At 38.4% G+C, this 23572-nt stretch carries 33 protein-coding genes, 1 other RNA gene and 2 pseudogenes; 29 read left to right on the plus strand and 7 right to left on the minus strand.

Annotated elements, in window-relative coordinates; genetic code table 11:
- The first annotated feature begins 141 nt into the window (after positions 1-141).
- Positions 142-387 carry a hypothetical protein gene (locus tag EGT34_RS02560; protein ID WP_000949688.1) on the plus strand — a complete coding sequence of 82 codons (246 nt, stop codon included), beginning with the start codon at positions 142-144 and terminating at the stop codon, positions 385-387.
- Positions 388-420: 33 nt separating this feature from the next.
- On the opposite strand, the gene EGT34_RS02565 is transcribed toward EGT34_RS02560, so the two are convergent.
- Entirely contained in the window at positions 421-876 is a 456-nt protein-coding gene (locus EGT34_RS02565) for a hypothetical protein (protein ID WP_000365974.1), read from the minus strand.
- 137 nt (positions 877-1013) lie between these two features.
- On the opposite strand from EGT34_RS02565, the gene EGT34_RS02570 reads away from it, so the two are divergent.
- From EGT34_RS02570 to EGT34_RS02585, 5 genes and pseudogenes are all read left to right on the plus strand, one after another.
- Positions 1014-1874 carry an alpha/beta fold hydrolase gene (locus tag EGT34_RS02570; protein WP_000361725.1) on the plus strand — a complete coding sequence of 287 codons (861 nt, stop codon included), beginning with the start codon at positions 1014-1016 and terminating at the stop codon, positions 1872-1874.
- A gap of 224 nt (positions 1875-2098) precedes the next feature.
- A pseudogene (gene fruB, locus EGT34_RS21515) lies at positions 2099-3221 on the plus strand (fused PTS fructose transporter subunit IIA/HPr protein); the annotation flags it as partial.
- A gap of 62 nt (positions 3222-3283) precedes the next feature.
- A pseudogene (gene ptsP, locus EGT34_RS21520) lies at positions 3284-4957 on the plus strand (phosphoenolpyruvate--protein phosphotransferase); the annotation flags it as partial.
- Between the two features lie 14 nt (positions 4958-4971).
- A complete protein-coding gene (gene pfkB, locus EGT34_RS02580) occupies positions 4972-5919 on the plus strand; it encodes a 1-phosphofructokinase (RefSeq protein ID WP_001062807.1) in 948 nt (315 codons plus the stop codon).
- Complete coding sequence (locus EGT34_RS02585) at positions 5906-7624, plus strand: fructose-specific PTS transporter subunit EIIC (RefSeq protein WP_001192459.1); 1719 nt, start codon at positions 5906-5908, stop codon at positions 7622-7624. Before pfkB ends, EGT34_RS02585 begins: the two co-directional genes overlap by 14 nt.
- A 44-nt stretch (positions 7625-7668) precedes the next feature.
- Here the strand turns inward: EGT34_RS02585 and EGT34_RS02590 are convergent, their stop codons facing one another.
- The 3 genes from EGT34_RS02590 to EGT34_RS02600 all read right to left on the minus strand — a co-directional run bounded on the left by EGT34_RS02590 (position 7669) and on the right by EGT34_RS02600 (position 9591).
- Complete coding sequence (locus EGT34_RS02590) at positions 7669-8175, minus strand: PEGA domain-containing protein (protein ID WP_000734807.1); 507 nt, start codon at positions 8173-8175, stop codon at positions 7669-7671.
- Positions 8176-8561: 386 nt separating this feature from the next.
- A complete protein-coding gene (locus tag EGT34_RS02595; protein WP_024437164.1) occupies positions 8562-8846 on the minus strand; it encodes a hypothetical protein in 285 nt (94 codons plus the stop codon).
- 1 nt (position 8847) lies between these two features.
- The gene (locus EGT34_RS02600; protein ID WP_024437163.1) at positions 8848-9591 is read right to left on the minus strand and encodes a hypothetical protein; all 744 of its coding nucleotides are present in this window, start codon (positions 9589-9591) and stop codon (positions 8848-8850) included.
- 143 nt (positions 9592-9734) lie between these two features.
- Between EGT34_RS02600 and EGT34_RS02605 the strand changes: the two genes are divergently transcribed.
- From EGT34_RS02605 to EGT34_RS02705, 22 genes are all read left to right on the plus strand, one after another.
- Complete coding sequence (locus tag EGT34_RS02605) at positions 9735-10010, plus strand: helix-turn-helix domain-containing protein (protein ID WP_024437162.1); 276 nt, start codon at positions 9735-9737, stop codon at positions 10008-10010.
- Positions 10010-12160, plus strand: a complete 2151-nt coding sequence (locus EGT34_RS02610) for a Mu transposase C-terminal domain-containing protein (RefSeq protein WP_024437161.1) — start codon at positions 10010-10012, stop codon at positions 12158-12160. Before EGT34_RS02605 ends, EGT34_RS02610 begins: the two co-directional genes overlap by 1 nt.
- 56 nt (positions 12161-12216) lie before the next feature.
- Positions 12217-12972 (plus strand): AAA family ATPase, encoded by a 756-nt coding sequence (locus tag EGT34_RS02615; RefSeq protein WP_024437160.1) that lies wholly within the window; start codon positions 12217-12219, stop codon positions 12970-12972.
- 2 nt (positions 12973-12974) lie between these two features.
- A complete protein-coding gene (locus tag EGT34_RS02620) occupies positions 12975-13649 on the plus strand; it encodes a hypothetical protein (protein ID WP_024437159.1) in 675 nt (224 codons plus the stop codon).
- Positions 13646-13891, plus strand: a complete 246-nt coding sequence (locus tag EGT34_RS02625) for a hypothetical protein (protein ID WP_024437158.1) — start codon at positions 13646-13648, stop codon at positions 13889-13891. The genes EGT34_RS02620 and EGT34_RS02625 overlap by 4 nt, the downstream gene beginning before the upstream one ends.
- Positions 13857-14219, plus strand: a complete 363-nt coding sequence (locus EGT34_RS02630; protein WP_049867412.1) for a LysR family transcriptional regulator — start codon at positions 13857-13859, stop codon at positions 14217-14219. The genes EGT34_RS02625 and EGT34_RS02630 overlap by 35 nt, the downstream gene beginning before the upstream one ends.
- Before the next feature lie 8 nt (positions 14220-14227).
- Positions 14228-14440: a TraR/DksA C4-type zinc finger protein gene (locus EGT34_RS02635; RefSeq protein WP_024437156.1), complete on the plus strand. Its 213-nt coding sequence runs from the start codon at positions 14228-14230 to the stop codon at positions 14438-14440.
- 2 nt (positions 14441-14442) lie between these two features.
- Entirely contained in the window at positions 14443-14673 is a 231-nt protein-coding gene (locus tag EGT34_RS02640; protein WP_024437155.1) for a hypothetical protein, read from the plus strand.
- Positions 14673-15176, plus strand: a complete 504-nt coding sequence (locus tag EGT34_RS02645) for a host-nuclease inhibitor Gam family protein (protein WP_024437154.1) — start codon at positions 14673-14675, stop codon at positions 15174-15176. The genes EGT34_RS02640 and EGT34_RS02645 overlap by 1 nt, the downstream gene beginning before the upstream one ends.
- 23 nt (positions 15177-15199) lie before the next feature.
- Positions 15200-15508, plus strand: a complete 309-nt coding sequence (locus EGT34_RS02650) for an HU family DNA-binding protein (protein ID WP_024437153.1) — start codon at positions 15200-15202, stop codon at positions 15506-15508.
- Positions 15507-15575, plus strand: an RNA gene (locus EGT34_RS02655) — hammerhead ribozyme type II. The genes EGT34_RS02650 and EGT34_RS02655 overlap by 2 nt, the downstream gene beginning before the upstream one ends.
- 14 nt (positions 15576-15589) lie before the next feature.
- Entirely contained in the window at positions 15590-15739 is a 150-nt protein-coding gene (locus tag EGT34_RS20950; protein WP_162830741.1) for a hypothetical protein, read from the plus strand.
- 61 nt (positions 15740-15800) lie between these two features.
- On the plus strand, positions 15801-16004 hold the full coding sequence (locus EGT34_RS02660) for a hypothetical protein (RefSeq protein WP_024437152.1): 204 nt from the start codon (positions 15801-15803) through the stop codon (positions 16002-16004).
- Complete coding sequence (locus EGT34_RS02665) at positions 16004-16435, plus strand: hypothetical protein (protein ID WP_024437151.1); 432 nt, start codon at positions 16004-16006, stop codon at positions 16433-16435. The genes EGT34_RS02660 and EGT34_RS02665 overlap by 1 nt, the downstream gene beginning before the upstream one ends.
- A complete protein-coding gene (locus EGT34_RS02670) occupies positions 16416-16856 on the plus strand; it encodes a gp16 family protein (RefSeq protein ID WP_024437150.1) in 441 nt (146 codons plus the stop codon). The genes EGT34_RS02665 and EGT34_RS02670 overlap by 20 nt, the downstream gene beginning before the upstream one ends.
- The gene (locus tag EGT34_RS02675; RefSeq protein ID WP_024437149.1) at positions 16813-17247 is read left to right on the plus strand and encodes a Mor transcription activator family protein; all 435 of its coding nucleotides are present in this window, start codon (positions 16813-16815) and stop codon (positions 17245-17247) included. Before EGT34_RS02670 ends, EGT34_RS02675 begins: the two co-directional genes overlap by 44 nt.
- 120 nt (positions 17248-17367) lie before the next feature.
- Positions 17368-17868 (plus strand): glycoside hydrolase family 108 protein, encoded by a 501-nt coding sequence (locus EGT34_RS02680; protein ID WP_024437148.1) that lies wholly within the window; start codon positions 17368-17370, stop codon positions 17866-17868.
- Positions 17865-18224 (plus strand): hypothetical protein, encoded by a 360-nt coding sequence (locus EGT34_RS02685; RefSeq protein WP_024437147.1) that lies wholly within the window; start codon positions 17865-17867, stop codon positions 18222-18224. Before EGT34_RS02680 ends, EGT34_RS02685 begins: the two co-directional genes overlap by 4 nt.
- The gene (locus EGT34_RS02690; RefSeq protein WP_024437146.1) at positions 18221-18562 is read left to right on the plus strand and encodes a hypothetical protein; all 342 of its coding nucleotides are present in this window, start codon (positions 18221-18223) and stop codon (positions 18560-18562) included. The genes EGT34_RS02685 and EGT34_RS02690 overlap by 4 nt, the downstream gene beginning before the upstream one ends.
- Positions 18562-18873: a hypothetical protein gene (locus tag EGT34_RS02695; protein WP_024437145.1), complete on the plus strand. Its 312-nt coding sequence runs from the start codon at positions 18562-18564 to the stop codon at positions 18871-18873. Before EGT34_RS02690 ends, EGT34_RS02695 begins: the two co-directional genes overlap by 1 nt.
- Positions 18874-18881: 8 nt before the next feature.
- Complete coding sequence (locus tag EGT34_RS02700) at positions 18882-19430, plus strand: DUF3486 family protein (protein ID WP_024437144.1); 549 nt, start codon at positions 18882-18884, stop codon at positions 19428-19430.
- A complete protein-coding gene (locus EGT34_RS02705) occupies positions 19427-20986 on the plus strand; it encodes a hypothetical protein (protein ID WP_024437143.1) in 1560 nt (519 codons plus the stop codon). The genes EGT34_RS02700 and EGT34_RS02705 overlap by 4 nt, the downstream gene beginning before the upstream one ends.
- Here the strand turns inward: EGT34_RS02705 and EGT34_RS02710 are convergent.
- The 3 genes from EGT34_RS02710 to EGT34_RS02720 are packed head-to-tail and all read right to left on the minus strand — an operon-like array spanning position 20983 to position 22550.
- The gene (locus tag EGT34_RS02710; protein ID WP_049867416.1) at positions 20983-21414 is read right to left on the minus strand and encodes a hypothetical protein; all 432 of its coding nucleotides are present in this window, start codon (positions 21412-21414) and stop codon (positions 20983-20985) included. The two genes, EGT34_RS02705 and EGT34_RS02710, sit on opposite strands and share 4 nt — an antisense overlap.
- Positions 21415-21437: 23 nt before the next feature.
- Positions 21438-21773, minus strand: a complete 336-nt coding sequence (locus EGT34_RS02715) for a hypothetical protein (RefSeq protein ID WP_050575752.1) — start codon at positions 21771-21773, stop codon at positions 21438-21440.
- A gap of 9 nt (positions 21774-21782) precedes the next feature.
- Positions 21783-22550: a DUF4145 domain-containing protein gene (locus tag EGT34_RS02720; RefSeq protein ID WP_171519081.1), complete on the minus strand. Its 768-nt coding sequence runs from the start codon at positions 22548-22550 to the stop codon at positions 21783-21785.
- A 196-nt stretch (positions 22551-22746) separates the two neighbouring features.
- Between EGT34_RS02720 and EGT34_RS02725 the strand changes: the two genes are divergently transcribed.
- A complete protein-coding gene (locus EGT34_RS02725) occupies positions 22747-23514 on the plus strand; it encodes a DNA adenine methylase (RefSeq protein ID WP_024437141.1) in 768 nt (255 codons plus the stop codon).
- Positions 23515-23572 lie beyond the last annotated feature (58 nt).

A 23572-nucleotide genomic window follows, 5' to 3' on the forward strand; every position in this document is an offset into this window, starting at 1 on the left:
TTTATAAACATAGAAGTTTTTATAAAACTGTTCAAAAAATTTTCTATTGACTATTGAATTAAGCTAAAAATACAAGTACAACATTAAACTTATTCTTGACTAAAACATTCGGTTTTAGCGCAACCACAAGGAGGGATGGAGATGTTATCATTACATTTCAACAAACAAGTCTTCATTAACACTCTGAACAGCAAAGATTCAGTTGTTTATGGAGTAACGACGCTTGCTCTTATGCTGACTTTACTGTTTCAAGGTATGATTAAAGGGAATCTGAAACCCGAATACTTTATGTATGCCATGGTTGTTTCTTTTGTATTTTGTGTATGGGCCTTTGTCGACCACAAAATGCGAAAATTAGCTAAAAGACGACTTAGTCAACAGAAATAAGAATTCTAAAAATGGATGAGCGATCATCCATTTTTATTTGCTTAAAAACAATAAAATTGTCCCCATCACTAAAATAGCAGTTGCTAATAGCTCAGTAATAATTAAAGCGAACATCATAAACGTCATCAACCATGTAGGTAAACTAAAATGCCCTAACCTATGAGGTTGTTTAAACTGATTGGTCGTATCCTGCAAAAATCCGTGGATGATATAAACTAAAATTGAGAAACTAAAAAACAGTATATTTGCCAATACACACCATAAAGCAATATCTTCATTTAAAATCGTGAAATAGCTCAATACAGCCAGAATAAGTGTGGCTGCTGCATAAAGCAAACTGCTTCTATGTGCAATATCTACATAATAATGTGCGCGGCTTAATTCGGAACGGCGTATTTGCCAATATTTCCATACCCCAGTTAACATTCCTATCCATAAAAAGACGCCACTAAAGACAATAGCCAGCTGTACAGCTTTTGATAAATCCATAATTTCCATTATTCGTTTTATTAAGATTTGATGAGCTATATAACATAAATCTTGACTTTATAGTCACATATTAATCAAGTGCCTTTTCAGAACTCATGTACATTAAGGTAAATGATTAGCCAATTAACTTTAAATCTATGGATAAGACTTTTGAATCTTTTTGGATTACCTGTAAAGATGGTTATCAGCTTGCAGCTCAATTTTATCCTGCTCAAGAAAAGAAAGCTGAATACCCTATCCTGATTTGTCCAGCAACAGGTATAACTAAAAACTTTTATCACTCTTTCGCAACGTGGTTAAGCCAACAAGGCTATGATGTATTGAGTTTTGACTTCCGTGGTATTGGCGAATCCCTACATGGAGCTTTAAAACAAAGTACCGCAAGTATTACCGACTGGGGAACACTTGATATTCCTGCTGCAATTGATGCTTTATTAATAAAAACGAAAGCAAATCAAGTTATTCTTATTGGACATAGTGCTGGCGGACAACTACTAGGAGTCGTACCTAACTATAATAAAGTCGCAAAAGTGATAACGGTTGCAGGTTCAACTGGACATATTAAAGGCCTTAAAGGAAAAACCAAGGTTTTAGCGCCAGTTATGTTTAATCTTATCTTCCCTATTTCTAGTCTTGTTAAAGGTTATGGAGCAACTCAATTCATTGGTATGGGAGAAAACCTACCTAAAAAAGTTGCTCAACAATGGCGAGAGTTTTGTAGCCGTCCCGGATATGTAAAAAACACCATAGGCAAGACGATTTTTCATGATTTTCATTCAGATATTCAATGTCCAATTACTGCTATTTGGGCTGATGATGATGAGATTGCAACCAAACGTAACGTACAAGAATTATTAAGTTTATATCCAAATGCAAATAAAAAAATGATTGAGCTTAGCCCAAAAGATTTAGGCTATAAATCAATTGGCCATATGCTGTTATTTAAAAAATCACATCAAAAACTTTGGTCTATTTTAGAACAAGAAATTAAACATTAATCACTGCTTTTATTTTTGCCTCTAAGTCAGTAATCCGGCTTAGAGGTTTTTTTGTATTAAAAACGAACAGCTTTTTACTTAAATGCGTCGATATACCGTTAAAGTTCTGCTAAGGTAATTCATCTGAAGCTGTTGTCAAAAAACAGGTATATTTACTTGTTTAATGCAAACAGCTTCTTTTTTTCTGTTTTAGCTAAAGCCAAAGAAATTGTTCAAGGATAATTATGCTAGCACTAGAGCCTCAACATATTCATATGAATCAACATGCTGTTGATAAAACACATGCATTAAAGTGTCTAGTAGATATATTAGAAAAAGATGGGTTAGTTACGCCTGAATATATAACGGGACTCATCAATCGTGAACAACAAAGCGCGACTTATTTAGGCCAAGGCATTGCCATTCCTCACGGTACTCCTCAATCACGTGAATATATTTTAAAAACAGGGATTCGCTTAGCCCATTTCCCCGAAGGTGTGATCTGGGATGGAGAAAATAAAATTTATTTAGCTGTAGTGATTGCAGCAAAATCTGATGAACATTTGCAAGTTTTGCAAATTCTTACTCGTGCATTAATGCATGACGTCAGTGAACAAGTAAAGAATGCTTCTAAACCTGAGCAGATTATCGAATTACTACAAGCTCAGCCATTATCTTTAGCGCTTCATGAAAATCTTATTCAAACCGAAATCGACGCACAAGATATCGAAGATTTATTTTGGGCAGCTTCTCAAACACTCAAAAAACATAATTTTGTAAAATGTGGTTTTCTAAGTTCACTTGATCCAGAACAAGCCATTCAACTGCAAGATCAAATCTGGTCCATTTCTAGCAATCACTTTGTTCAGCAACCAGCTATTAGCATTACTAAACCATCACAGGCTTTAGAGCTAAATGGTAAAAAGCTGAACACCCTCGTTTGTATAGCAGCCAATGACCAACTCGATAATGAAAGATTTAATCGTTTAATTGATATTTTATTTAACCCTGAGCAAGTTGCCGAGCTAGATAAAACTCAAACTCCAAACGAAATTGCAAAAATTATTGGAGCTGACGTTGTTCCGGACTGGCCTCAACGTTCAGTAGTACTGGCAAATGCACACGGCTTACATGCCCGACCAGCCACGCACCTTGTCAATCTTACAAAAACCTTTCAAGGCGATATCCAAGTTGCAGTAGACGATGGTAGCTTTGTTTCTGCCAAAAGTTTAACTCGTCTTTTAGCATTAGGTTGTAAGCGTGGCCAAACTCTACGTTTTATCGCTGAGCCAGAAACTGATGCCGTAGAGGCTTTAGATCAAGTTATTTTGGCAGTGCAGCAAGGCTTAGGTGAAGAAGTTGAAGCACTACCTGTAACCAGTGAAATACCTGACCAGCTCCCTGCCCAAACGGCAATATCAAATGCTACGACATTGGGTAACAATACGGGAATTGCAGCATCAAGTGGCTTAGCTTTTGGACCTGTCCATGTGATTAAACCAAAGGTTTATCAATATGAACGTATGGGTTCAGGCGTAAAAGTCGAGAAAGAAAATTTAGATATTGCCCTACATGCAGTAAAAAACAATATTCACCAAGTCATAGCCAAAGCCGATGCTTCTGAAATTAAACAAATCTTTCGAGCTCACCTAGAAATGCTTGATGATCCTGATTTAATTAATGGTGTCTATCAAAAAATTTATCAAAATTTATCAGCACCAGCTGCATGGCATGAACATATTGAAGCTGCAGCTAAAGCACAGGAAGCTCTACCAGATCGTTTACTCGCTGAACGCGCAACAGACCTACGCGACATTGGCGACAGAGTTTTAACCCAATTATGTGGTGAAGTGGTTATTGAAGAGCCTAAAGAGCCTTATATTCTAATCATGCATGACGTGGGGCCAAGTGATGTCGCTCGTCTAAACAAAGACCGTGTCGCAGGTATTCTAACTGCTATAGGCGGTGCAAGTGCGCATAGTGCAATTGTCGCACGTGCTTTAGGCATTCCAGCTATTGTTGGTGCTGGTGAACAAGTCCTAGAAATTGATCCGAAAAGCACTTTACTTATTAATGGTGATACGGGAACTTTTGTTTTAGATCCAGATGCTGCACAAATCGAACAAGCCAAGCAAGAGCGTGAGCAACAGCGTCAAATTCGTGAAGAAGCTGAACGTCATAGCCACGAGCCAGCAATTACCTTAGATCAACACCAAATCGAAATTGCAGCCAATTTGGGTAAAGTTCAAGCGACAGCACAAGCAGTAGAATGTGGTGCTGAAGCAATTGGCCTACTTAGAACCGAACTTGTTTTTATGTCTCATAGCAGTGCACCTAACGAGGCTGTTCAAGAAGCTGATTACCGAGTTGTATTAGATGCACTTGCAGGTCGCCCGCTTGTGGTACGTACATTAGACGTAGGTGGTGATAAACCTTTACCTTACTTACCAATTGCTGAAGAAGAAAACCCATTCTTAGGTTTAAGAGGAATCCGTTTAACTTTAAGACGCCCTGAACTTTTAAAACAACAATTAACCGCTCTACTAAAAGCATCTGATAATCGTCCGTTACGAATTATGTTCCCTATGATTGGACGTGTTGAAGAATGGCGTGCTGCCAAGGCAATTCTTGACGAAGTAAGAGCCCAACATCCATGTGACAATTTACAAGTTGGCATTATGATTGAGGTTCCGTCTGCTGCTTTACTTGCACCGGTTCTTGCACAAGAAGTCGACTTTTTCAGTATCGGTACAAATGACCTGACCCAATATACTTTAGCAATTGACCGAGGCCACCCAATACTCTCAGCCGAAGCAGACGGATTACATCCAAGTATTCTTAATTTGATTGATCAAACAGTGAAAGCTGCTCACAAACATGGTAAATGGGTAGGAATCTGTGGTGAGCTTGCAGCAGACCCTAAAGCTGTACCTATTCTCATGGGATTAGGTGTAGATGAACTGAGTATGTCCCCAAATAGCATTCCTTTGGTAAAAGCTCAAATCCGTACACTAAGCTATAGCCATGCTCAAAAGCTTGCGCAACAAGCTTTACTATGCGATAGCGCCCCTGCTGTGCGCCAGCTATCTGAACAAGACTTATAAGATTGGGAATAGTAATGGCTAAAATTTTAACAATTACTTTAAACCCTGCAATTGATGTAACCATTCAACTGAATGAGTTATTAGTAGGAGAAGTGAACCGACAAGAGTCGGTAGAAATTCATGCGGCTGGCAAAGGCCTTAATGTTGCTCAAGTATTAAAAGACTTAGGTCACGATGTAATCGTAACCGGCTTTTTAGGTGAGCATAATCGACAAATTTTCGATACACATTTTGCACAAGCTCAATTTCAACCCGAGTTTATTTATATTGATGGTGAAACCCGTCAAAATATAAAAATTGCTGAGCATTCTGGGCGGATGACCGATTTAAACGGCAAAGGTTTCTTTGTTTCTGAAACAAACAAACAAAGCCTATTTAATAAGATTGAAGCTCTGTTACCACAAGTCGAGGTCGTTGCAATAGCTGGTAGCCTCCCGCAAGGTTTTAGTATTGATGAGTTACAACAACTTATTCAACTGATCAAAAAAAATAATAAAAAAGTTGCCCTAGATACTAGTGGTAAAGCATTGGTTGCTGCAATTGAGTGTCAACCTTGGATGATCAAACCGAATACCGATGAGTTGGTTGAAAGTTATCAACGTCCTGCAACAAGCTATGCTGAACAAAGAAAACTTTTTGATAGCTTAACCAATATTGAGCATGTGGTTATCTCAATGGGTGAAGATGGCGTAAATTGGTTACACGCCACTCACCCCTTACATGCTCAAGCACCAAAAGTTATCGTAAAAAGTACAGTAGGCGCTGGTGATTCACTCTTAGCCGGCATGATCCATGGGCTTGTTAACCAACTGCCTCCTGAAGAGACCTTAAAAACTGCGACAGCCATTGCAAGCCATGCTGTAACACAAATTGGTTTTCGAATCCCTACTTCTGAGGTTCTAAACCAATTAAAAGCACAAACTATTATCAATTCATTGAGTGAATCTGATGCAAACTGCTAAACATTTATTATTTGTCACTAATGATCCGCAACAGCAAGTCAATACTTTAATCTTGGCTCGTAAACTTGCTTTAGTCGCAACCCAACACGGCTATAAACATAGTGTCATTTCACTCGATGAGTTTGAATCAAGCGATCATTTTGATCATGTCATTATTATTGGACAGCAACCTAAAAATCTAAATATTTTTGGTCAAAACGCTTTATCTTTAGTTTCTATTGAAGATATTAAAGATGATGCAGACAAAGCACTTTTAACGGCACTTGAACACTCAAAACCAGCAAATGAGTGGGAACAAAAACCTAAGCAAGCTTCAAATACCGCAACTCATTTTGTTGCCATTACTGCTTGCCCAACTGGAGTTGCCCATACATTTATGGCAGCTGAAGCGTTACAACAAGGTGCAGAAAGACTTGGGTATCAAATCGATGTAGAAACTCAAGGTTCTGTAGGTGCGAAGAATATTTTATCACCTCAAGCGATTGCTGATGCCGATATTGTTATTCTTGCTACTGACATTGAGGTCAACACCGACCGCTTTATAGGTAAACGTGTCTATAGATGTAGCACTGGTTTTGCTTTAAAACAAACCGACAAGGCTTTTGCTGAGGCAATTGCTAATGCTCAGGTTTTAGAACAAGGTAAACAGCAAGCAACAACGGAAAATAAGGATAAAACTGAAAAAGTTGGTGTATATAAACACTTATTAACTGGTGTTTCTTATATGCTGCCTATGGTTGTTGCGGGTGGCTTGCTAATTGCACTTTCTTTATGTTTTGGCCTAAATGCAGCAGAACAAGCTGGTAGTCTGCCAGCCATATTAAAACAGATTGGCGCAGCAGCATTTACCCTCATGGTACCCATGCTGTCGGGTTATATTGCATATTCCATTGCAGATCGCCCTGGTCTTGCACCAGGTTTAATCGGGGGATTATTGGCAGCACAGTTACAAGCAGGTTTTTTAGGCGGTATTGTTTCTGGTTTCCTTGCAGGTTATATCGCGTTATTTATAGCTAAAAAAGTTAAGCTCCCAACTAGTTTAGAGTCTCTTAAGCCCATTTTGATTATTCCATTATTAGGAACATTATCTGTTGGGCTGATTATGTTCTATGTGGTAGGTCAACCTGTAGCGCATATTTTTGAGTTAATGAAAGATTTCCTCAACAATATGGGCACAACAAATGCTGTATTAATGGGAATTATTCTGGCAAGTATGATGTGTATTGATTTGGGCGGACCAATCAATAAAGCTGCTTATGCTTTTACAGTCGGACTACTTACTACCAATACCTATATGCCAATGGCAGCCACGATGGCAGGCGGTATGGTTCCTGCAATTGGGATGGCAATTGCAACTTTCCTCGCTAGAAATAAATTTAGTACTGGTGAAAAAGATGCAGGTAAAGCTGCATTTGTGCTTGGTTTATGCTTTATTTCAGAAGGTGCAATTCCATTTGCAGCAAAAGATCCAATGCGCGTTATTCCATCCTGTATTCTAGGTGGCGCAGTAACTGGTGCATTAGTTGCTTTATTTCACTGTGAGCTTGTGACTCCACACGGCGGTGTATTTGTACTACTGATTCCAAATGCAATCAATCATGCGTGGTTGTATCTTGCAGCAATTGCGGCTGGAAGTATCGTAACGGGAGTAAGTTATGCCATCATTAAAAAGAATCAAGAAGAAAAATTATTAACAAACTCATAATTTAAAAAGGGAGAATATAAATTCTCCCTTTTTATTACTATTTTTTATTTATTAATTTGTACTGCACGGGCCATCATTTGCTCAGGAATATCTTGAGCCAGCATCACTGTTAGCGTGGGCTTTTGTTTAGCTTCTCCTACTAAATTTTGAGCTTCTAATACTGTATTTATATCTTTTGGTGCCAACTTATACATTGCTCCAGTAGCTGGATCCACAATTAAAAGCCCAATTAAACCACCAAAAATAATATTACCTAAATACCAGCCACTAAGAGTACCTGTAACTTCTACCGTTTTAGTTTGATAACCAGGTTTACTGAAAGATACTTGATAACTTTCTGGTTTAAAATAACCGGCACCTTTTTTTAAGCTAACGGTAGCAGGTGTTTGCCCCGTATGGACTTTTACCCCATTACGATTTTTAATCTCAATAGTTGCTGACTCAGGCACACTTGTAAAAGTAAGTGTTTGTGAAGAACCTGTAATGATGCTTGCACAGCCATTTAACCCTATCGTTAAAGCTACCATAGAAGTAATTAGTAATTTTTTCATCATTAATCCAGAAGAATTTATCTATCATTATTTGAAAACGCACTATATTAAAATAAACAAAAAATAACAATTAACATACAATTCAAAAGATTAACAATTAAACAATTCCTTAATTAAAATACATTCGTAAATCATGATTCTTTTGAACAGTATAATTAATATTTAAAAATTTAGTAAATTCAATAATATAAACCCATTTATTAGTTAATTTTTGTGAGTTATCTATTTATTCTGCACTTCATATATGTGGGACTAAGTGGGATATTCTGGGATGAACTGGGATGAAAGCTAATAGTGTCAATGTTTTGAGGATTTTTAAGGGTAAATTTAGCCGCGTTTAAATTTACCCGTTATTTTGCACTACATTTTATAGCGATAACATAACTTTAAGAAATTTGTATTTTATTTTGCACTCGCTGAATAGCGGGTATTTGATTTAATAAACTTTCGACAGTCGCCCCTACTGTCTTAGTAATTGTTTTATTCGGCAATTGAAGATCATCTAGGACAAACTCCAGTTTAAATAATTCACTTCCAGCAATTTTTAATTCTAAAGTTATAGTTTGAAGTTCTGATTCATTTAGAAATATATCTAAAGCTTTCTTTGGTAATTTAAGCCCAGCATTTTTCAGTGTTTGAACATCTAGGCTTGGTGTAGTGGTTTCTGGCATATCAGCTTGTACTCCTTATTAACTCGTCTAATGTCGTCTTCATCGCTTCTTTATAAGCTGTGTTGCCATAGTACAAATCGTAGATAATTAAAATCAATTCAGATTTAGCAGAGGACGACATTATACGTCGTGTGTCGAGTAGTGCTTGCTCAACCGTCTCTATACATTCCTGTAATAATTCAATTTTTGCATTTCCGGGTTCAGAAAGATTGTCATATAGGCTCGCTACAAACTTAGCTTTAGCCTTAGGTGACATACTCCGTTTTGTAACTTTTAAAGCCTTATCAAGGGTATCAAAAGCCTGTTGTAAAAGTTGAGTATCAAGCCCATCAAACTCAGGATTTATACTAGTCTCAAGAATCTGGTCTTCTATAGCTTCTTCTATTTGTTTATTAATAATCTCGTCCATTGAATAAATTGGGAAAGGTACACCAGTACCATTCTTAATCCAATCTACGTCTGCTCCTGTGGCATCTGAGATAGTCTGAGCAACTGAAAGATGCATATTTTGATTACCTTTGGAAAAAATTCCAAAAGCTGTTGATTTAGATAAACCTATTCTTGCACACCATCCATAAAGTGATTCTTTATCGCCTCTTGGCTGCTTTCCATTAAGCATTAAAAAATACAAACGCTTCTGTATAGGAGTTTTTTCTTGTTCGTAATTAAATTCCTTAAATTGCGAACCTTGTGCAATATCAAAATCAGAAAAGCGAACAAATTTATTATCTTCAATATCAGACACTTAAAAAAATACTCCCAAAAAGTTTCGTAATTTCTATTGCGAACTATTTACTTCGAACTTTTTACGAACTATTATTTCGTTAGAAAAGGCAAACGCCAATTCTAACCGTTAAAAAAAACGCCTAATAAGGCTAAGGAGTTCATATGGGATTCGAGCAAAAACCCACAGAACATTGGGATAAATACAGCATTAAAGCTGAAATTGAGCGTAGAGGTAAATCCCTAACTCAATTAGCAAAGGACAATAACTTGCCTGCACAAACAGTTCGTAATGCTCTTTGCCATCCCAGTAAAAGTGGAGAGCTTGTTATCTCTCAATTTCTAGGAAAGCCTTTGCATGTACTTTTCCCAGAACGTTGGACTAAAGATAACAAGCGTTTATATCCACGCTACAGCAACAGCAAGAAGGAATGTGCTTAATGAAAACACATTACAGTATTGCTGATTTATTAGATTTGAACTTATCCGGGTTCCCAACCACAAGACGAGGATGGGAAAAATATGTTCAAACAAACAATCTGAAGTATAGAGAAGTTCCAAGTCGTGGAAAAGGGGGAGTTCGAAAAGAATACGAACTTTCTAACGAATTAAAAGAGCAATTAGTTCTTAAAAGCATTCAAGAGAATGTTAATGAAGTGGCTCATTCCACCTCATTGAAAGTTGATTCTAATACTACGAAAGTTAATGCAGCAGAATTGATGAACTGGCAACGTGAAGTCGCTGAAAATCGTTTGTTTATTGTTCGCTATATTCAGCAGCAAATGAAACAAGGCGTATTGAAAACCCCTGCCATTGAACAGTTTGTTGAGAAGGCATCTTTAGGATCATTACCAAATGAAATTTTAGAGGCTATTGCGAAAGGAAATGCTAAAGCAGGTGAACATCGGGCTGTTAGCCGTCGATCAGTCTTTGACTGGATTAAAGCAGTAGAGGAAGCAGAAAAACGCGATATCCCTGTTATTGCCGTTCTTGCTCCAAAACAACGACAGATGACTATCCCGAAATGGGCAGGTGCTTTACTTAAACTTTGGGGCCAACCTCAAAAGCCTACATTGACAGTTGTATTGGAACAACTTCCTCAATATTTGGATGCCAGCATTCCCTGCCCTACTTATGCGCAGGCATACCGTTTTCTTAATGAGAAAATGGGAAATGTTGACGTGCAAAAAGGTCGGATGGGTAAACGCGAATTAAAGAATATTCAGCCCTTTATTCGTCGAGATACAACTGCGCTTTTACCGACGGATATCTATACAGCTGATGGACACTGTTTTGATGCAGAAGTTGCTCATCCGCAACATGGGAAACCTTTCAGACCCGAACTCACATCAATTATTGATGTGGCAACACGTCGCCTTGTTGGGTGGTCAATAGCTTTATCAGAAAGTTCTTGGGCTGTTTTGGATGCAATTCGTATGAGTGCTACTGAATGTGGAATTCCAGCAATTTTCTATGTTGACAATGGTTCTGGTTATAAAAATGACTTACTGAAAGCACAAGGGCGAGGTGTCTTGGCTCGACTTAATACCGAAGTAAGCCATGCCCTCCCTTACAACTCGCAGGCAAAAGGCCTAATTGAACGCAGTCACCAAACTATTTGGGTTAAAGCTGCCAAAAATTTACCAACTTATATTGGTAAAGATATGGATAGTGAAGCCAGTAATGCTGTGTTCAAGCTTACACGTAACGAAATTAAGCGTTATGGCGAAACTAAAGCAATGATTAGCTGGTTAGATTTTGTGGATTATGTAGCTCAAGTAGTTGAGCAATATAACAACAAACCTCATAGCGGCCTAAAGCGAATTACTGACCCAGTCACTTTAAAAAAACGCTATCAAACGCCGTTAGAAGCTTGGAATGAAGCGTTAGAACAAGGCGCTCCAATTGATCGCGTCGAGGATTGGGATGCAGAAGATCTGTTTCGTCCTTATGAAGAACGTAAGGTTCGTCGAGGTGAAATCGATCTTTTCGGGAACCGATATTTCAGTGCAGATCTGGAACAGTATCACGGTGAAAGCGTCCTTGTTGGATATGACATTCATGACGCAAATCGAATTGTAGTACGTGATGAGAATGGTCGTCTAATTTGCTATGCATTTTGGAATGCCAATAAACGTAACTACTTCCCAGTTTCGAAAGTTGAACAAGCTAGAGCTGCACGTGCAGATGGCCGTATGCGTCGTTTAGCTGCAAAACAATCAGAAGTATTGGAAGAAATGAGTCCAAAAGCAGTTATTGAACATGTTGAAAATCAAACGATTATTCCATTTAGCATGGATAAACGCGAACAAATCATGGCTGAGTTGGAAGCACTTCCAGTGCAAAAGAAAGATCAAGAAATCATTTATTTCAAAGATGCTCGTTTACCTGAAGAACCTCAGCAAGAGCAAACAACTTCACTTTCTCCAGTACAACGCTGGATAGCTATAGATAACCAAATCTTAAATGGTAAGGAGGTCACAGAACAAGACAGAACATTCTGGGAAATGTTCCAAGTTTCTAAGAAATTTAAACAAAGCAGCTTAGATGACGAAACGCTCAAAACGCATTTAGAGCGCCGTCAAGCGTGATGGTATTGGCGTACCAGCACATAAAACAAACAACTTACTTTTTAATGGTGATTTAAATGACATCAAATGTCAATCCTTCAAATTCTACTAGCGGTATCGCTCATATTCGCAATATTGCTCAGTGTTATGAAGCAGTTAGTCGTACTTTACAGCGCAATCCTTTATTGCCGGGCATTTCTGCATTCTATGGCCCAAGTGGGTTTGGTAAATCAACTGGAGCTAACTTTGTTGCAACTAAAACCAATGCATTCTATGTGCAAGTGAAATCCACATATACAAAGAAAGCATTTGTTCAAGCCTTACTCCGCGAAATGAGCATTCCACCTCAAGCAACTTTAAGCGACATGATGGAACTCGCTAGTGCAGAACTTGCTAAAACAGGTCGCCCATTGATTATCGATGAGTTTGACCACCTCATTCAAGGCAATAAAGTTGAAATTGTTCGTGATCTTTATGAATCAAGCCAAGGTACTTTCTTAATTATTGGTGAAGAACTTTTACCAAGAAAATTAGAGAAATGGGAGCGTTTTCATGGTCGTGTTTTGAACTGGGTGCCAGCCTTACCTTCAGATATCAATGACGCTTTGTTATTGAGCCGTGTTTATGCACCTCATATCGAAATAGACATTCCAGTTCTAGAACAACTCATTGTAGCAGTACGTGGTTCTACTCGACGGGTTTCAACGAATCTTGAAATGCTACATGAGCAGTGCCTTGAGCAAGGTATCAACCGAGTTTCACCACAAGAGTTGAAAGTCATTTTACCTCATGGATTTGTAACTGGCGAAAGCCCTAAACCACGGAGTTTCTGAACATGGACAGCGCGTTTTTTACACCCAATTCTAAATCAATGGTTATGGGCAAAAATTCAAAAGTAAATACATACGAACCTCCACATCAACGTGTGTGGAATGAAATACGTCAGCGCTCAGAAGGGTTCACCCTTCTTGAGGTGGCTGAAGCTGGCTCGATGCGGATTAACTCTGCACGAGCATTTATTGACGGTCTTAAAGCCGCTGGATTCTTGAGCGTCATTTCAGAAAAGCCTACTCGTTACCGACTTGAACGGGATAGTGGCTATACACCTCCTGAAATCCGAAGAGATGGTTCATTCGTAAAACCGAAAAACTCTGAACTTATAGAGAAGGCAATGTGGAATACATTGCGAATCACACGAGCAGCTGTAAATGCCCATGAGCTTGCTGCTCTTTCAAGTAATGATGAACTAACCGTTCCCACCCATGTATCGGAAGAATACTTGGTGATGTTGTGGTGTGCGGGTTATGTCTCAAAGCTTGGAACTAAAACAGACAAAAAAACAAAGTATCAACTTTTACCAGACATGAACACCGGCTCAAAACCACCGACTATTCGTAGTATCCGTCAAGTTGTTGATCAGAACACAAATGAATTGATGTTCCAAGGATCACATGTTTTTGAACAGGAATTAAAGCACGGTTCTCTATTAAAGCAAGGATTAAAAAAATGAATAAACAGATGCAATCAACAACTGTTCTAAATGGTCAAAAAGAGCAATTTGTTCAAGGAGATCGTGCTCGCCTTTTATCTGAACTTGTATATCAACGTGATTGTACAAAACAAGCAGAACTTGAGCTGGTGTACAGCAAGAAATTTTACCGAAATCTTGTCGCTGCTTTAGTTGTCTTAATCGTAATTATGTCCGGGGGGCTATGGTATGCCAACTTCATCAAAGAAGCTGCCTGTATCTGAAATGGAACCGTGGAAGCAGCTTGTGTATGCCCGTATTGATGAGTTGGGCAGTATCAAAAAAGTTGCTGATGAGCTGGGTTATGCACGCCCAAGTCTTTCACTCGCTTTACGAGATAAATATGTCGGAAGTACAGAGAAATTAATCAAATGTGTGATGCGTGTACTTGGGCAAGTGCAATGTCCCTACCTCCGAAAAAGCATCAGCCCGAGTGAGTGCAGTGCCTATCGTGAACGAGAGGCACCGACACAAAACCCAGCAGAAATGCGCCATTGGAGAGCATGTCAAACCTGTTCAATTGGTGGCGTAAACAGAAAACGAATTACGTAGGAGTGGCTATGGCTGACTTAGTAGATGTTGCTTCTGAAATCATTGAAGCAAATGTGGCTTATACCCTAAGCCATACAAAGCGCTTTGAAAATCAAAGCAATCATGAGTGTGAAGAATGTTGTGCTGTGATTCCTGAACAGCGACGAAAGCTTGGTGGCGTTACCCGTTGTATTAGTTGTCAAACCGAATATGAAGCAAAGCAGAAACATATAAGGGGCTAAGTGTGAATAACGAAACTAAACGTCAAAAGTTTGCAAAAGATTTAGACAAATTAATGAGTGGTGATTATGTGCTTGTACCTCGTGAGCCTACAGACGCAATGGTTAAAGCTGGCAATGTTGCCATGAACCCACATCGTGCTCAATGGGTGCATCCTGTGACATGTACAAATCGTAAAAAAGTATACAAGGCAATGATCCAAGCCTATGAAAAAGAACAAGGAGTAAATATTTAATGGCACGTAAATCACTTAAAGAGCCACAACTTCAAAGCTGGGAAGCCGTAGATCAGACGCTTGCCCAAATGGCAGACCTTAACCGCGACATCGCACTTGAGGAAGCTGCATGTAATGAGAAGGTAGACAAAATTAAAGAGGCAACAAAAGAGCGCCTCAAACCACTACTTGAACGAGTTAAAGCCCATGAGCTTCAGCTTAAGGAATTTTGTGATCACCGTAAAACAGAGTTTTCACAGGTAAAAAGTAAAAAACTGACACATGGCTCAGTTGGCTACCGTTTATCAACAAGCGTGTCTATTCCAGACCCAGTTTTTACATGTCAGGTGCTTAAGCAATTACAGCTTGATCACTGCATTCGTACTAAGACTGAACCCGACAAGGAGGCTATCAAACAACTTACCCCAGAACTAATCGCTGAAATTGGTGCAAGTGTTAAATCACGCAACAACTTTGGCTACGAAATTGAAACTGTTGACCCAGCTGCTACAGCTACTCACTGAAACTAATGAAGGAAAAACAAATCATGAATAAATCTGACTTAATCGCAAACATTGCAATTGATGCTGAATTAACAAAAACACAAGCAGCAGCTGCACTACAAGCTGTAGAAGATGCAATCACTGCTGCTTTAGCTGAAGGAGGTAGTGTTTCTTGGGTTGGCTTCGGAACTTTTTCTGTAAAAGAACGCGCTGCGCGTACAGGTCGCAATCCTAAAACTGGGGAACAAATACAAATTGCAGCGTCAAAAGTGCCTTCATTCAAGGCAGGTAAAGCTCTTAGAGAGGCTGTTAACAATATTGATGAAGATGATGATTTAGATATGCCTTTCTAAGCGAAACACAGACATTCGTGTCTGTGTCTGCCGGGTGTCGTGATCCGGTACTGACGAGCAGCGAAAAGGAGAAATTTCTTAATGAAAAAATGCACTTTAGGCGATCGGCATAAATGGAAACACATTAAAAACGTACAACGTCAATCAATTAATGGTCGTAGTGTGCGTATTAGCCTTCAAGGTCTGTATCAATGTGAATGTGGAGCAAAAAAATATGGTGAGCATCAATGATCAAAGTTGAAGATTTAGAAAATTTACCACCAGAAGTAGTTGAAAGCTTGGGAGAGATATCATGATGATTATCCCCTTTTATCTTGTTTTTATAATTGGGCTTTACAGTTGTTGTAAAACTTCAAAACAGGCATGGCTTGCTAGCAAAGAATTAGCTTTACCGCCTTTTGATCAAGTGATTTTGAAAGTAAAAGCAGCTGTACCTCTATTACTGTCATTTTGTGCCCTATGCGGCTTGTTACAAGCTGCTTTGGAGGTACTGTAATGGCTCTAACCAAAGAAGAAAAAGACTTCATCCTTAAAAGATTAAACAGCCAGTGGTATCCAGTCGAATTGGAATGTGATGGCTATATTGTTCATCTTAAACTCGAACGAGTTCAAGATTTAAAACTTGCTGTAGAGGTTTTTGTTAATAGTTTTGTTAAAGGTGAATGGCTGGTTTATCCCGACAAGCATGTTGAAAGTAAATTTTTTCCAAGCCGCTTTGTTTATGTAATTAGTCCTGCTAAGAAAAAACAAGCTATTAAAAGGCTCGGTAAGAAACGCGCTTATGAATTTTATCCGGATTTGGATAAAAAAATTGAGTACAAAGGAACACATTTTTCTTCAGGTAAAACTGCATTAAATCACCTTATTAAAGTTAGTGACTCAATAAAACTTATTACGGAGATGGAAAGTGAAACAGCCCTCGCGTAATCAACGTCTGGCTGCAATTCACATGGGTAAAACCAAACTTGGCCTTGACGATGATACTTATCGAGACATGCTTGAGCAGATCGCCGGAAAGCGATCTGCAAAAGACCTAAATGATGATGAGTTAGTTAAGGTTTTGCAGCATCTTGAATCCCTTGGATTTACAAAACGTGAATTTGGTAAAAAACCAAAGGTTAAACTAAGTAAAGAAGCCTTAATTTCAAAAATAGAAGCTCTTTTAACAGAAAGTAATTTACATTGGAATTATGCTGTAGGTATTGCTAAACGTATGTTTCAGAAAGAAGCGTTAGAATTTTGTACGGAAAATGAGCTATGGCGTATAGTTGCTTCATTAGAGTACAGAAAGAAGCGAGTTACCCATGAAACAGGACGAATATCTACACAAGCTACCAGAAAACCTTAGAGTTATTATTCAACTTACAGACTACCGAACTGCGATGATTTTAATTGAGCAGTTTGGTGGATCTGATTATAAATTCCCTCCCCTCAAAACCATAACTGAAAGCCATGAATTGGCTGAATTACTTGGTTTCAATAATTTGAAAAAATTATGTCAGTATTGGAATGGTGATCTCGTATATATACCCAAATCTGACCGTTATCTTGGTGTTTTACGGAATAAACGGATTGAGCAGGATCTGGAAGAAATTGGGGCTAATACTGAAGCACAGAAGTCATTAGCTAAGAAATACAATGTAACTTCACGTTGGATTCGTCAAGTCCGACATAATATGTTGAATAAGAAAAATGACTCATTTGAGGGTCCAAGCAATCAGCTAGATATGTTCGCCTAATTACTCTTTGTTCTTACTCTAACCGCCTTCGGGCGGTTTTATTTTTGGAAATAGTTCCACTCAAAACATTACTTTCTAAATTTAATAATTACAGTACGTTAATTATTAGAGTTCAATTCGATGCAAATCACTTTTGATGAAGTGTTTGAGCGCACCATTGGTCACGAAGGTGGCTATGTAAATAATCCGAAAGACCCGGGCGGAGAAACCAATTGGGGAATTACTATTGCAACAGCACGAGAAAATGGCTTTACGAACTCCATGAAAAGTATGACTCGTGCACAGGCAAAAGAAATTTACCGTGTTGCATTTTGGAAGCGTGCAAAATGCGACCAATTTACTGGTGCTATCAGCTATCAAATTTTTGATGCTGCGGTTAATCATGGCATTGGTAATGCAATCCGTATGTTACAGCGGGCTGTAGGTGTTTTAGATGATGGTAAAGTTGGTGATAAAACATTAGGTGCTATTAAAAAAATGTCACTTGATGATGTTTTAGTTCTATTTATTGCTGAGCGTCTTGAGTTCTATACCAAACTTTCCACCTTTAATAGTTTCGGACGTGGTTGGGCGCGTCGAGTGGTTGGCAATCTCCGTTATGCTGCTGGAGATACGCCATGAGTCAATGGAAGCGAAATTTTCGACGTCAAATCGCCCAAAAACAAAATAATTTGGTAAATCAAAATAAGCCAGTTGAAACACAAACTGTTCATGGTTCTACTATGCAGTTCGGAGTCTTAGTCCACAATTGGCGTACAGGTTGGAAATGGTTTAGTAACGTTGCCTTTGCTGGCATTGTGGCAGTTCAAACTTTTTATGACACATTGCCACCTGAATTAATTGCAACATTACCAACAGACGCACAATCCAAAATAACTTTAGGTTTGGCTGTTTTGGGACTTATTGGTCGTTTTATTAATCAAACTAAACCGAAGCCTTTGCCACCTGCATCCGAAACGATTAAGGAGGATGCATGACCATACAACTTGAACCCTATCAAATATTTATCATTCTCTCGACTGTTATTAGTACAGTCTGGGGAATGTTTAAACTATTAGGTAATCAAATTAGTAATAGTATTCAGCAGAATTTTGAATCAACAAATCAAAAAATCGAAGAAGTCTCTCGCCAACACTTGAAGGGACAAGAAGACTTACGAAAGCTTGAGCGTGAATTTCTTCAGTTTCAAGCTGATATGCCATTTCGCTACATTGCCCGTGATGACTATATTCGCGGTCAGACCATTATTGAAGCAAAGCTGGATGCTGTAGCACAAAAACTTGAAAAAGTACAAATTAAACAGGGGTTAGAATAATGTCTTTTGATATGCAAAAAATTCGTCGTGAAGGCATGCGCTGGCATTTGCTCAATGCCTTAGATAAAGCACGCCCTTTAGGTGCATTAGATACTTTATTGCTTGATGTTATGCGCGCCTTATATCACGATACGACCCCACAAGAATTACATGTTCAATTGGACTATTTGGAAGAGCGTAAGCTGGTTGAAATTAAAAAGAATCCAGATGGTCATTGGCATGCAAAGCTTGACCGTTTAGGCATTGATATTGTTGAGTACACAATTGATTGCCAAGCGGGTATTGCCCGTCCAGAGAAATACTGGAACTGAGGTGAATTATGGCGCGTGAATCCTCAATAGATCAGTTAAGTAACGATGATAAAGCATGGCTTGATAAGCGGTTTATGGATCAAGGCTTTTGTGGTTATGAAGAAATCGCGAAGATTCTACAAGAGCGTGGTTATGACATCAGTAAATCTAGTGTCCATCGTTACGGGCAAAAAGTAGAACAAAAACTTGCCGCAGTTCAGGCTAGCACACAAGCTGCAATGATGATTGCAGATGCAGCTCCAGATGATAGCGATATGCGTAGCTCTGCTGTTTTGTCGCTTGTACAGACTGAATTATTTAATGCACTCATTGCATTGCAAGAATCAGAAAATCCGGAAGCAGATCCAGCAGATCGAATTATGCTTATGGCAAAGGCTGGTAAAGGAATTGCAGAAATAGCCAAAGCTTCTGTAAATCAGAAAAAATGGGAATCAGAAGTTAAAGAGCGTGTTCAAGCTGCTGCAAAAGCCGTCGATAAAATTGCTAAAAAAGGTGGTTTATCTGCTGAAACTGCTGCTGAAATTCGTAAACAAATTTTAGGTATTGTAGAAAAATGACCACAGTTGAAGCTTCCCCAATAGAACTATTACAACCTGATTTTGACAGTGATATTCCTGCAGTCCTCTTGCCATACCAGCAAGAATGGATTGCAGATAAAAGTCCGTTGAAAATTGGTGAGAAATCGCGACGTATTGGTTTAACTTGGGCTGAAGCTGCGGACGCTGCATTAGAGTGTGCAAGTGACCGTTCAGCAGGTGGTCAGAACTGTTATTACCTTGGTTATAACAAGGATATGACTGTTGAATTCATTCAAGCCTGTGCTATGTGGGCACGTGCCTATGGACTCGCTGCTGAAGAAGTTGAAGAAGGTATTTGGGAGGATGGAGATAAACACATTCAGACATATATCATTCGCTTTCCGAAGTCTGGGTTTCGTATTGAAGCACTGACAAGTCGACCATCAAATTTACGTGGACGTCAAGGACGAGTGATTCTGGATGAAGCTGCATTCCATGAATCGTTAGATGAGCTTCTAAAGGCTGCTCTTGCTCTTTTGATCTGGGGTGGTTGTGTACGAGTGATTAGTACACATGATGGTGAAGATAATCCATTTAATGAACTAATTAATGAAATCCGTGCTGGTAAACGTAAAGGGACTATTCATCGAACTACATTCCGAGATGCTGTTGATCAAGGCTTATATAAACGTGTATGTATGCGTGAAGGCATTGCCTATAATGAGACTGAGGAAGCCTTATGGGTACAGGAAGTTTATGATTTCTATGGCAGTGCAGCAGATGAGGAGTTGGATGCGATCCCCTCTAAAGGTGGTGGTCGTTGGCTGCCGCATTCACTACTTGAAAGTAAAAAAGACAGCACTGTACCAGTCATTCGTTTTGAGGCACCCAAGGGTTGGGATGACTTTAGTAATGTGAGTGAAGAAGCCCGAAATGCTGAGGTGCAAGAGTTCTTTAATGAGCACTTAAAGCCATTGATTGAAGCATTACCTAAGAAACTGAAAAGTTACTATGGACTGGATTTCGCGCGTAAACGAAATGCATGTTCGTTCTGGCCTCTTGTTGAACAGCAAAATACCAGAAAACGTATTCCATTCTTATTTGAAATGTTCAAAGTCCCGTACAAACAACAAGAAGAGTTTCTGAAACTTATTGTTGGGTTATTACCTAATTTTAGCAAAGGCGCACACGATGCTGGTGGTAATGGTGGTTATTTAGCTGAAGCAATGCAGGTCAAATATGGCGAGCGAATTGAAGCTGTCATGCTGACAGAAGCATGGTATCGAGAAAATACACCCCACTTTAAATCATCACTGGAAGATGGTGATATTGAGAACATGCCAGCCGATCAGGATGTCTTGGAGGATCACCGGGCATTTGTAATGATCAATGGTGTGGCACGCATTCCAGCAATGGGGAAAACAAACTCAAATAATAAAGATCGACATGGGGACAGTGCTATTGCTCATTTGCTGGCTGACTTTGCAAGTAATCATCCATCAGCACCTATTGAGTTCACCCCCCTTCCATCCAGAGAAGATATAGAGGTGAACCCTGATGACTATGATTGGTATAAGGAGACGGGATGTTTTTAAGCAGTAATAATCTGATAATTAATAAAATATTTATCTTTGTGGCTTTTTGATATACCTGCTTTGATAGATTCTTTATAGGGTTTACCGTAAATATCAGAATACTCAAGTCTATAAAGTACCTCTATAAATCCCTCATTTTTGAGTTTTTCAAATTCATCATTCTCAATATCAAAAAGGACACCATCTTTTTGCCCTTTTATAATTTCAATTCTGCGGAAAATAACTTGGTTTTTACCTGCGTGAATTAATCTTATATGTCTCGCTACTTCTCCATTATTTTGCATGTCTATACTTAATCTTCCTTTGGTAAAAGCCACAACCTCCTTAAAGTTGCCGTTTGCATCGTAGAGTGCATTACTATAAGGATATGTCTCAAAAGGTCCTATAAACAAATTAAAATAAGGTTGAACAGAAATATGTTTTCCCAAAATCTCATTATTCTGAATTTCAACTAGTTTTTTTGTTGTTCAACTGATTCTTGCATTTCTTTAACTTGAAGTTCCAACGCTTTGGTACTTGCTTTTAACTCTTCATTTTGAAGCCTGATTGACTCGCTATTCTGTTTATAACCAATATATAAAAATAGAAAAGCAAGCGGAGAAAAAACACCAGCAAGGAAGTCTCCAACTTCATTTAATGGCATTGGCTTACTATAATCAGCGAACCAAACATGAAAGATTAATATATAAATAAATATCCCACCTAGATAAGCAAGCAAGAAATAAAAAACAAATGGGTGATCTTTTCTATAACGCAATATTTTCAAGCAAGTTCTATTTCTTTTCATTCTGAAACCTTACGATTTACGTCTTTCTAATCTTCTTGTAGTTGCTAATCGAATTCTTTCAGGTTGGGTATAAACTTGCTCTAAAAGTTCATAAGTGAAATCAAATAAATCATCTGCTTCTTCTTTTCCTATATTCCCATCATGGGCACCATCATTACCATCATCTTTAATACAGCGTGATAACTCTTCCAACCCTGCATTTAAAATTTTATTATTAAATATCCAAGTTAAACGATTATGGATAGATTTCTTATCATCTCTTGTAGGTTGCAAACTTTCATTTTCCTTTACTATATGCTTAGTAATAATATCAAGGCATAATCGAAACATTGCTGCAGAAGCATTAAAACAACCAATTGCAAGACACTTAGAAGCCTCATTGAAAATCTTTTCTAAATCCGATGGTAAATGTTCAGGTGCCAGAGCTTTGTTAGGAATCACTGGAATAAATCTAAACTCACTGAAAAACATTCTAAGATCACGCTCTTGTTCAGTAAGAATTTTTTGCATTATAGGTATAACGGGATTTTCTTCATTACTACGCATCCCTAAGTTTAGTGAAAATGATTTTACATACGCTTCATTTACAGTGGCAGTTATACAAGTAGCCATTTTACAAGCACGGCATACTGAAAATAGCTGAAATAGTAGCTCTTCATTTGGACCTTTAACAGGATTCCCCCAGCCTTTAACATCAAAAGTAGTATGTTTAACATTGCAAACAGGACAATCAAAAACAAAACTATTAATGGATTTATTTGGGTTAGGTTGAATCATAATTACTCTCCTAGGAAACTCTTCCTTTTTATTATCAAGTCATAAATAACAATAATTAATAGTACGGGGTGACTAGACTTGCTGGAACAAGAATAGCCCCTCTCGACAATTAGCCTGTCAAAAGCAAAGCCCCGTTGCCATGTACATAGCAACGTTAGGTTATCAAAATTTCTAACGCTTTGAATTAGGTGATTGTATGAAAACTAGCCCGATTGTTCCGTGGCTTGGCGGCAAACGTCGACTTGTGTCGCAACTTATTAAAAAAATACCAGAACATCAATGTTATGTAGAGCTTTTTGCAGGTGGTGCTGCACTATTTTTTATGCGGGAAGAAGGTTCAAAAGTTGAAGTCATTAACGATATTAATGGTGATCTCGTCAATTTATATCGTGTTGTTCAAAACCATTTAGAAGAGTTTATCCGACAATTCAAATGGGCGCTTGTTAGCCGACAAATGTTTGAATGGCTAAAGAATGCTAGCACGGATTTGATGACGGATATTCAAAGAGCAGCCCGTTTCTACTATTTACAACAATTAGCATTTGGAGCTAAGACATCAGGCCAGAGTTTTGGAACAGCAACAACATCCAGACCAATTAATCTTTTAAGAATTGAAGAACAGCTTAGTGAAGCACATTTGCGATTATCAGGTGTGACAGTTGAACATTTGTCATGGGATAAGTGCTTAATCAAATATGATCGTCCTCATACATTTTTCTACGCAGATCCACCCTATTGGCAACTTTCTGGATATGGTATGGATTTTGGAATCGAACAATATGAACGGTTGGCTGAACTCATGAAAAACTGTCAGGGTAAAATCATGCTTTCAATTAATGATCATCCAGACATACGAGCAATTTATAAAGACTTCAATATTAATGAGACTAAAATTTCTTACACTGTAGGGCGTAAATCACAAAGCCGGGGAGAAAAACAGGAACTGATAGTTACTAACTATTAGGAAGTCTTTCCAATCAAAATTTTGTTGAAAGTTAATCATATTAGGCACAATCTCGTAT

The sequence above is a fragment of the Acinetobacter sp. FDAARGOS_558 genome (genome assembly GCF_003937785.1).
Classification (GTDB): Bacteria; Pseudomonadota; Gammaproteobacteria; order Pseudomonadales; family Moraxellaceae; genus Acinetobacter; species Acinetobacter baumannii.

Bases quoted from the DNA above. Each gene is read 5' to 3' on its own strand.
- EGT34_RS02560 (WP_000949688.1), top strand. From the start codon at position 142: ATGTTATCATTACATTTCAACAAACAAGTCTTCATTAACACTCTGAAC.
- EGT34_RS02565 (WP_000365974.1), bottom strand. From the start codon at position 876: ATGGATTTATCAAAAGCTGTACAGCTGGCTATTGTCTTTAGTGGCGTC.
- EGT34_RS02570 (WP_000361725.1), top strand. From the start codon at position 1,014: ATGGATAAGACTTTTGAATCTTTTTGGATTACCTGTAAAGATGGTTAT.
- pfkB (WP_001062807.1), top strand. From the start codon at position 4,972: ATGGCTAAAATTTTAACAATTACTTTAAACCCTGCAATTGATGTAACC.
- EGT34_RS02585 (WP_001192459.1), top strand. From the start codon at position 5,906: ATGCAAACTGCTAAACATTTATTATTTGTCACTAATGATCCGCAACAG.
- EGT34_RS02590 (WP_000734807.1), bottom strand. From the start codon at position 8,175: ATGAAAAAATTACTAATTACTTCTATGGTAGCTTTAACGATAGGGTTA.
- EGT34_RS02595 (WP_024437164.1), bottom strand. From the start codon at position 8,846: ATGCCAGAAACCACTACACCAAGCCTAGATGTTCAAACACTGAAAAAT.
- EGT34_RS02605 (WP_024437162.1), top strand. From the start codon at position 9,735: ATGGGATTCGAGCAAAAACCCACAGAACATTGGGATAAATACAGCATT.
- EGT34_RS02610 (WP_024437161.1), top strand. From the start codon at position 10,010: ATGAAAACACATTACAGTATTGCTGATTTATTAGATTTGAACTTATCC.
- EGT34_RS02615 (WP_024437160.1), top strand. From the start codon at position 12,217: ATGACATCAAATGTCAATCCTTCAAATTCTACTAGCGGTATCGCTCAT.
- EGT34_RS02620 (WP_024437159.1), top strand. From the start codon at position 12,975: ATGGACAGCGCGTTTTTTACACCCAATTCTAAATCAATGGTTATGGGC.
- EGT34_RS02625 (WP_024437158.1), top strand. From the start codon at position 13,646: ATGAATAAACAGATGCAATCAACAACTGTTCTAAATGGTCAAAAAGAG.
- EGT34_RS02630 (WP_049867412.1), top strand. From the start codon at position 13,857: ATGCCAACTTCATCAAAGAAGCTGCCTGTATCTGAAATGGAACCGTGG.
- EGT34_RS02635 (WP_024437156.1), top strand. From the start codon at position 14,228: ATGGCTGACTTAGTAGATGTTGCTTCTGAAATCATTGAAGCAAATGTG.
- EGT34_RS02645 (WP_024437154.1), top strand. From the start codon at position 14,673: ATGGCACGTAAATCACTTAAAGAGCCACAACTTCAAAGCTGGGAAGCC.
- EGT34_RS02650 (WP_024437153.1), top strand. From the start codon at position 15,200: ATGAATAAATCTGACTTAATCGCAAACATTGCAATTGATGCTGAATTA.
- EGT34_RS20950 (WP_162830741.1), top strand. From the start codon at position 15,590: ATGAAAAAATGCACTTTAGGCGATCGGCATAAATGGAAACACATTAAA.
- EGT34_RS02660 (WP_024437152.1), top strand. From the start codon at position 15,801: ATGATGATTATCCCCTTTTATCTTGTTTTTATAATTGGGCTTTACAGT.
- EGT34_RS02665 (WP_024437151.1), top strand. From the start codon at position 16,004: ATGGCTCTAACCAAAGAAGAAAAAGACTTCATCCTTAAAAGATTAAAC.
- EGT34_RS02675 (WP_024437149.1), top strand. From the start codon at position 16,813: ATGAAACAGGACGAATATCTACACAAGCTACCAGAAAACCTTAGAGTT.
- EGT34_RS02680 (WP_024437148.1), top strand. From the start codon at position 17,368: ATGCAAATCACTTTTGATGAAGTGTTTGAGCGCACCATTGGTCACGAA.
- EGT34_RS02685 (WP_024437147.1), top strand. From the start codon at position 17,865: ATGAGTCAATGGAAGCGAAATTTTCGACGTCAAATCGCCCAAAAACAA.
- EGT34_RS02690 (WP_024437146.1), top strand. From the start codon at position 18,221: ATGACCATACAACTTGAACCCTATCAAATATTTATCATTCTCTCGACT.
- EGT34_RS02695 (WP_024437145.1), top strand. From the start codon at position 18,562: ATGTCTTTTGATATGCAAAAAATTCGTCGTGAAGGCATGCGCTGGCAT.
- EGT34_RS02700 (WP_024437144.1), top strand. From the start codon at position 18,882: ATGGCGCGTGAATCCTCAATAGATCAGTTAAGTAACGATGATAAAGCA.
- EGT34_RS02705 (WP_024437143.1), top strand. From the start codon at position 19,427: ATGACCACAGTTGAAGCTTCCCCAATAGAACTATTACAACCTGATTTT.
- EGT34_RS02715 (WP_050575752.1), bottom strand. From the start codon at position 21,773: ATGAAAAGAAATAGAACTTGCTTGAAAATATTGCGTTATAGAAAAGAT.
- EGT34_RS02720 (WP_171519081.1), bottom strand. From the start codon at position 22,550: ATGATTCAACCTAACCCAAATAAATCCATTAATAGTTTTGTTTTTGAT.
- EGT34_RS02725 (WP_024437141.1), top strand. From the start codon at position 22,747: ATGAAAACTAGCCCGATTGTTCCGTGGCTTGGCGGCAAACGTCGACTT.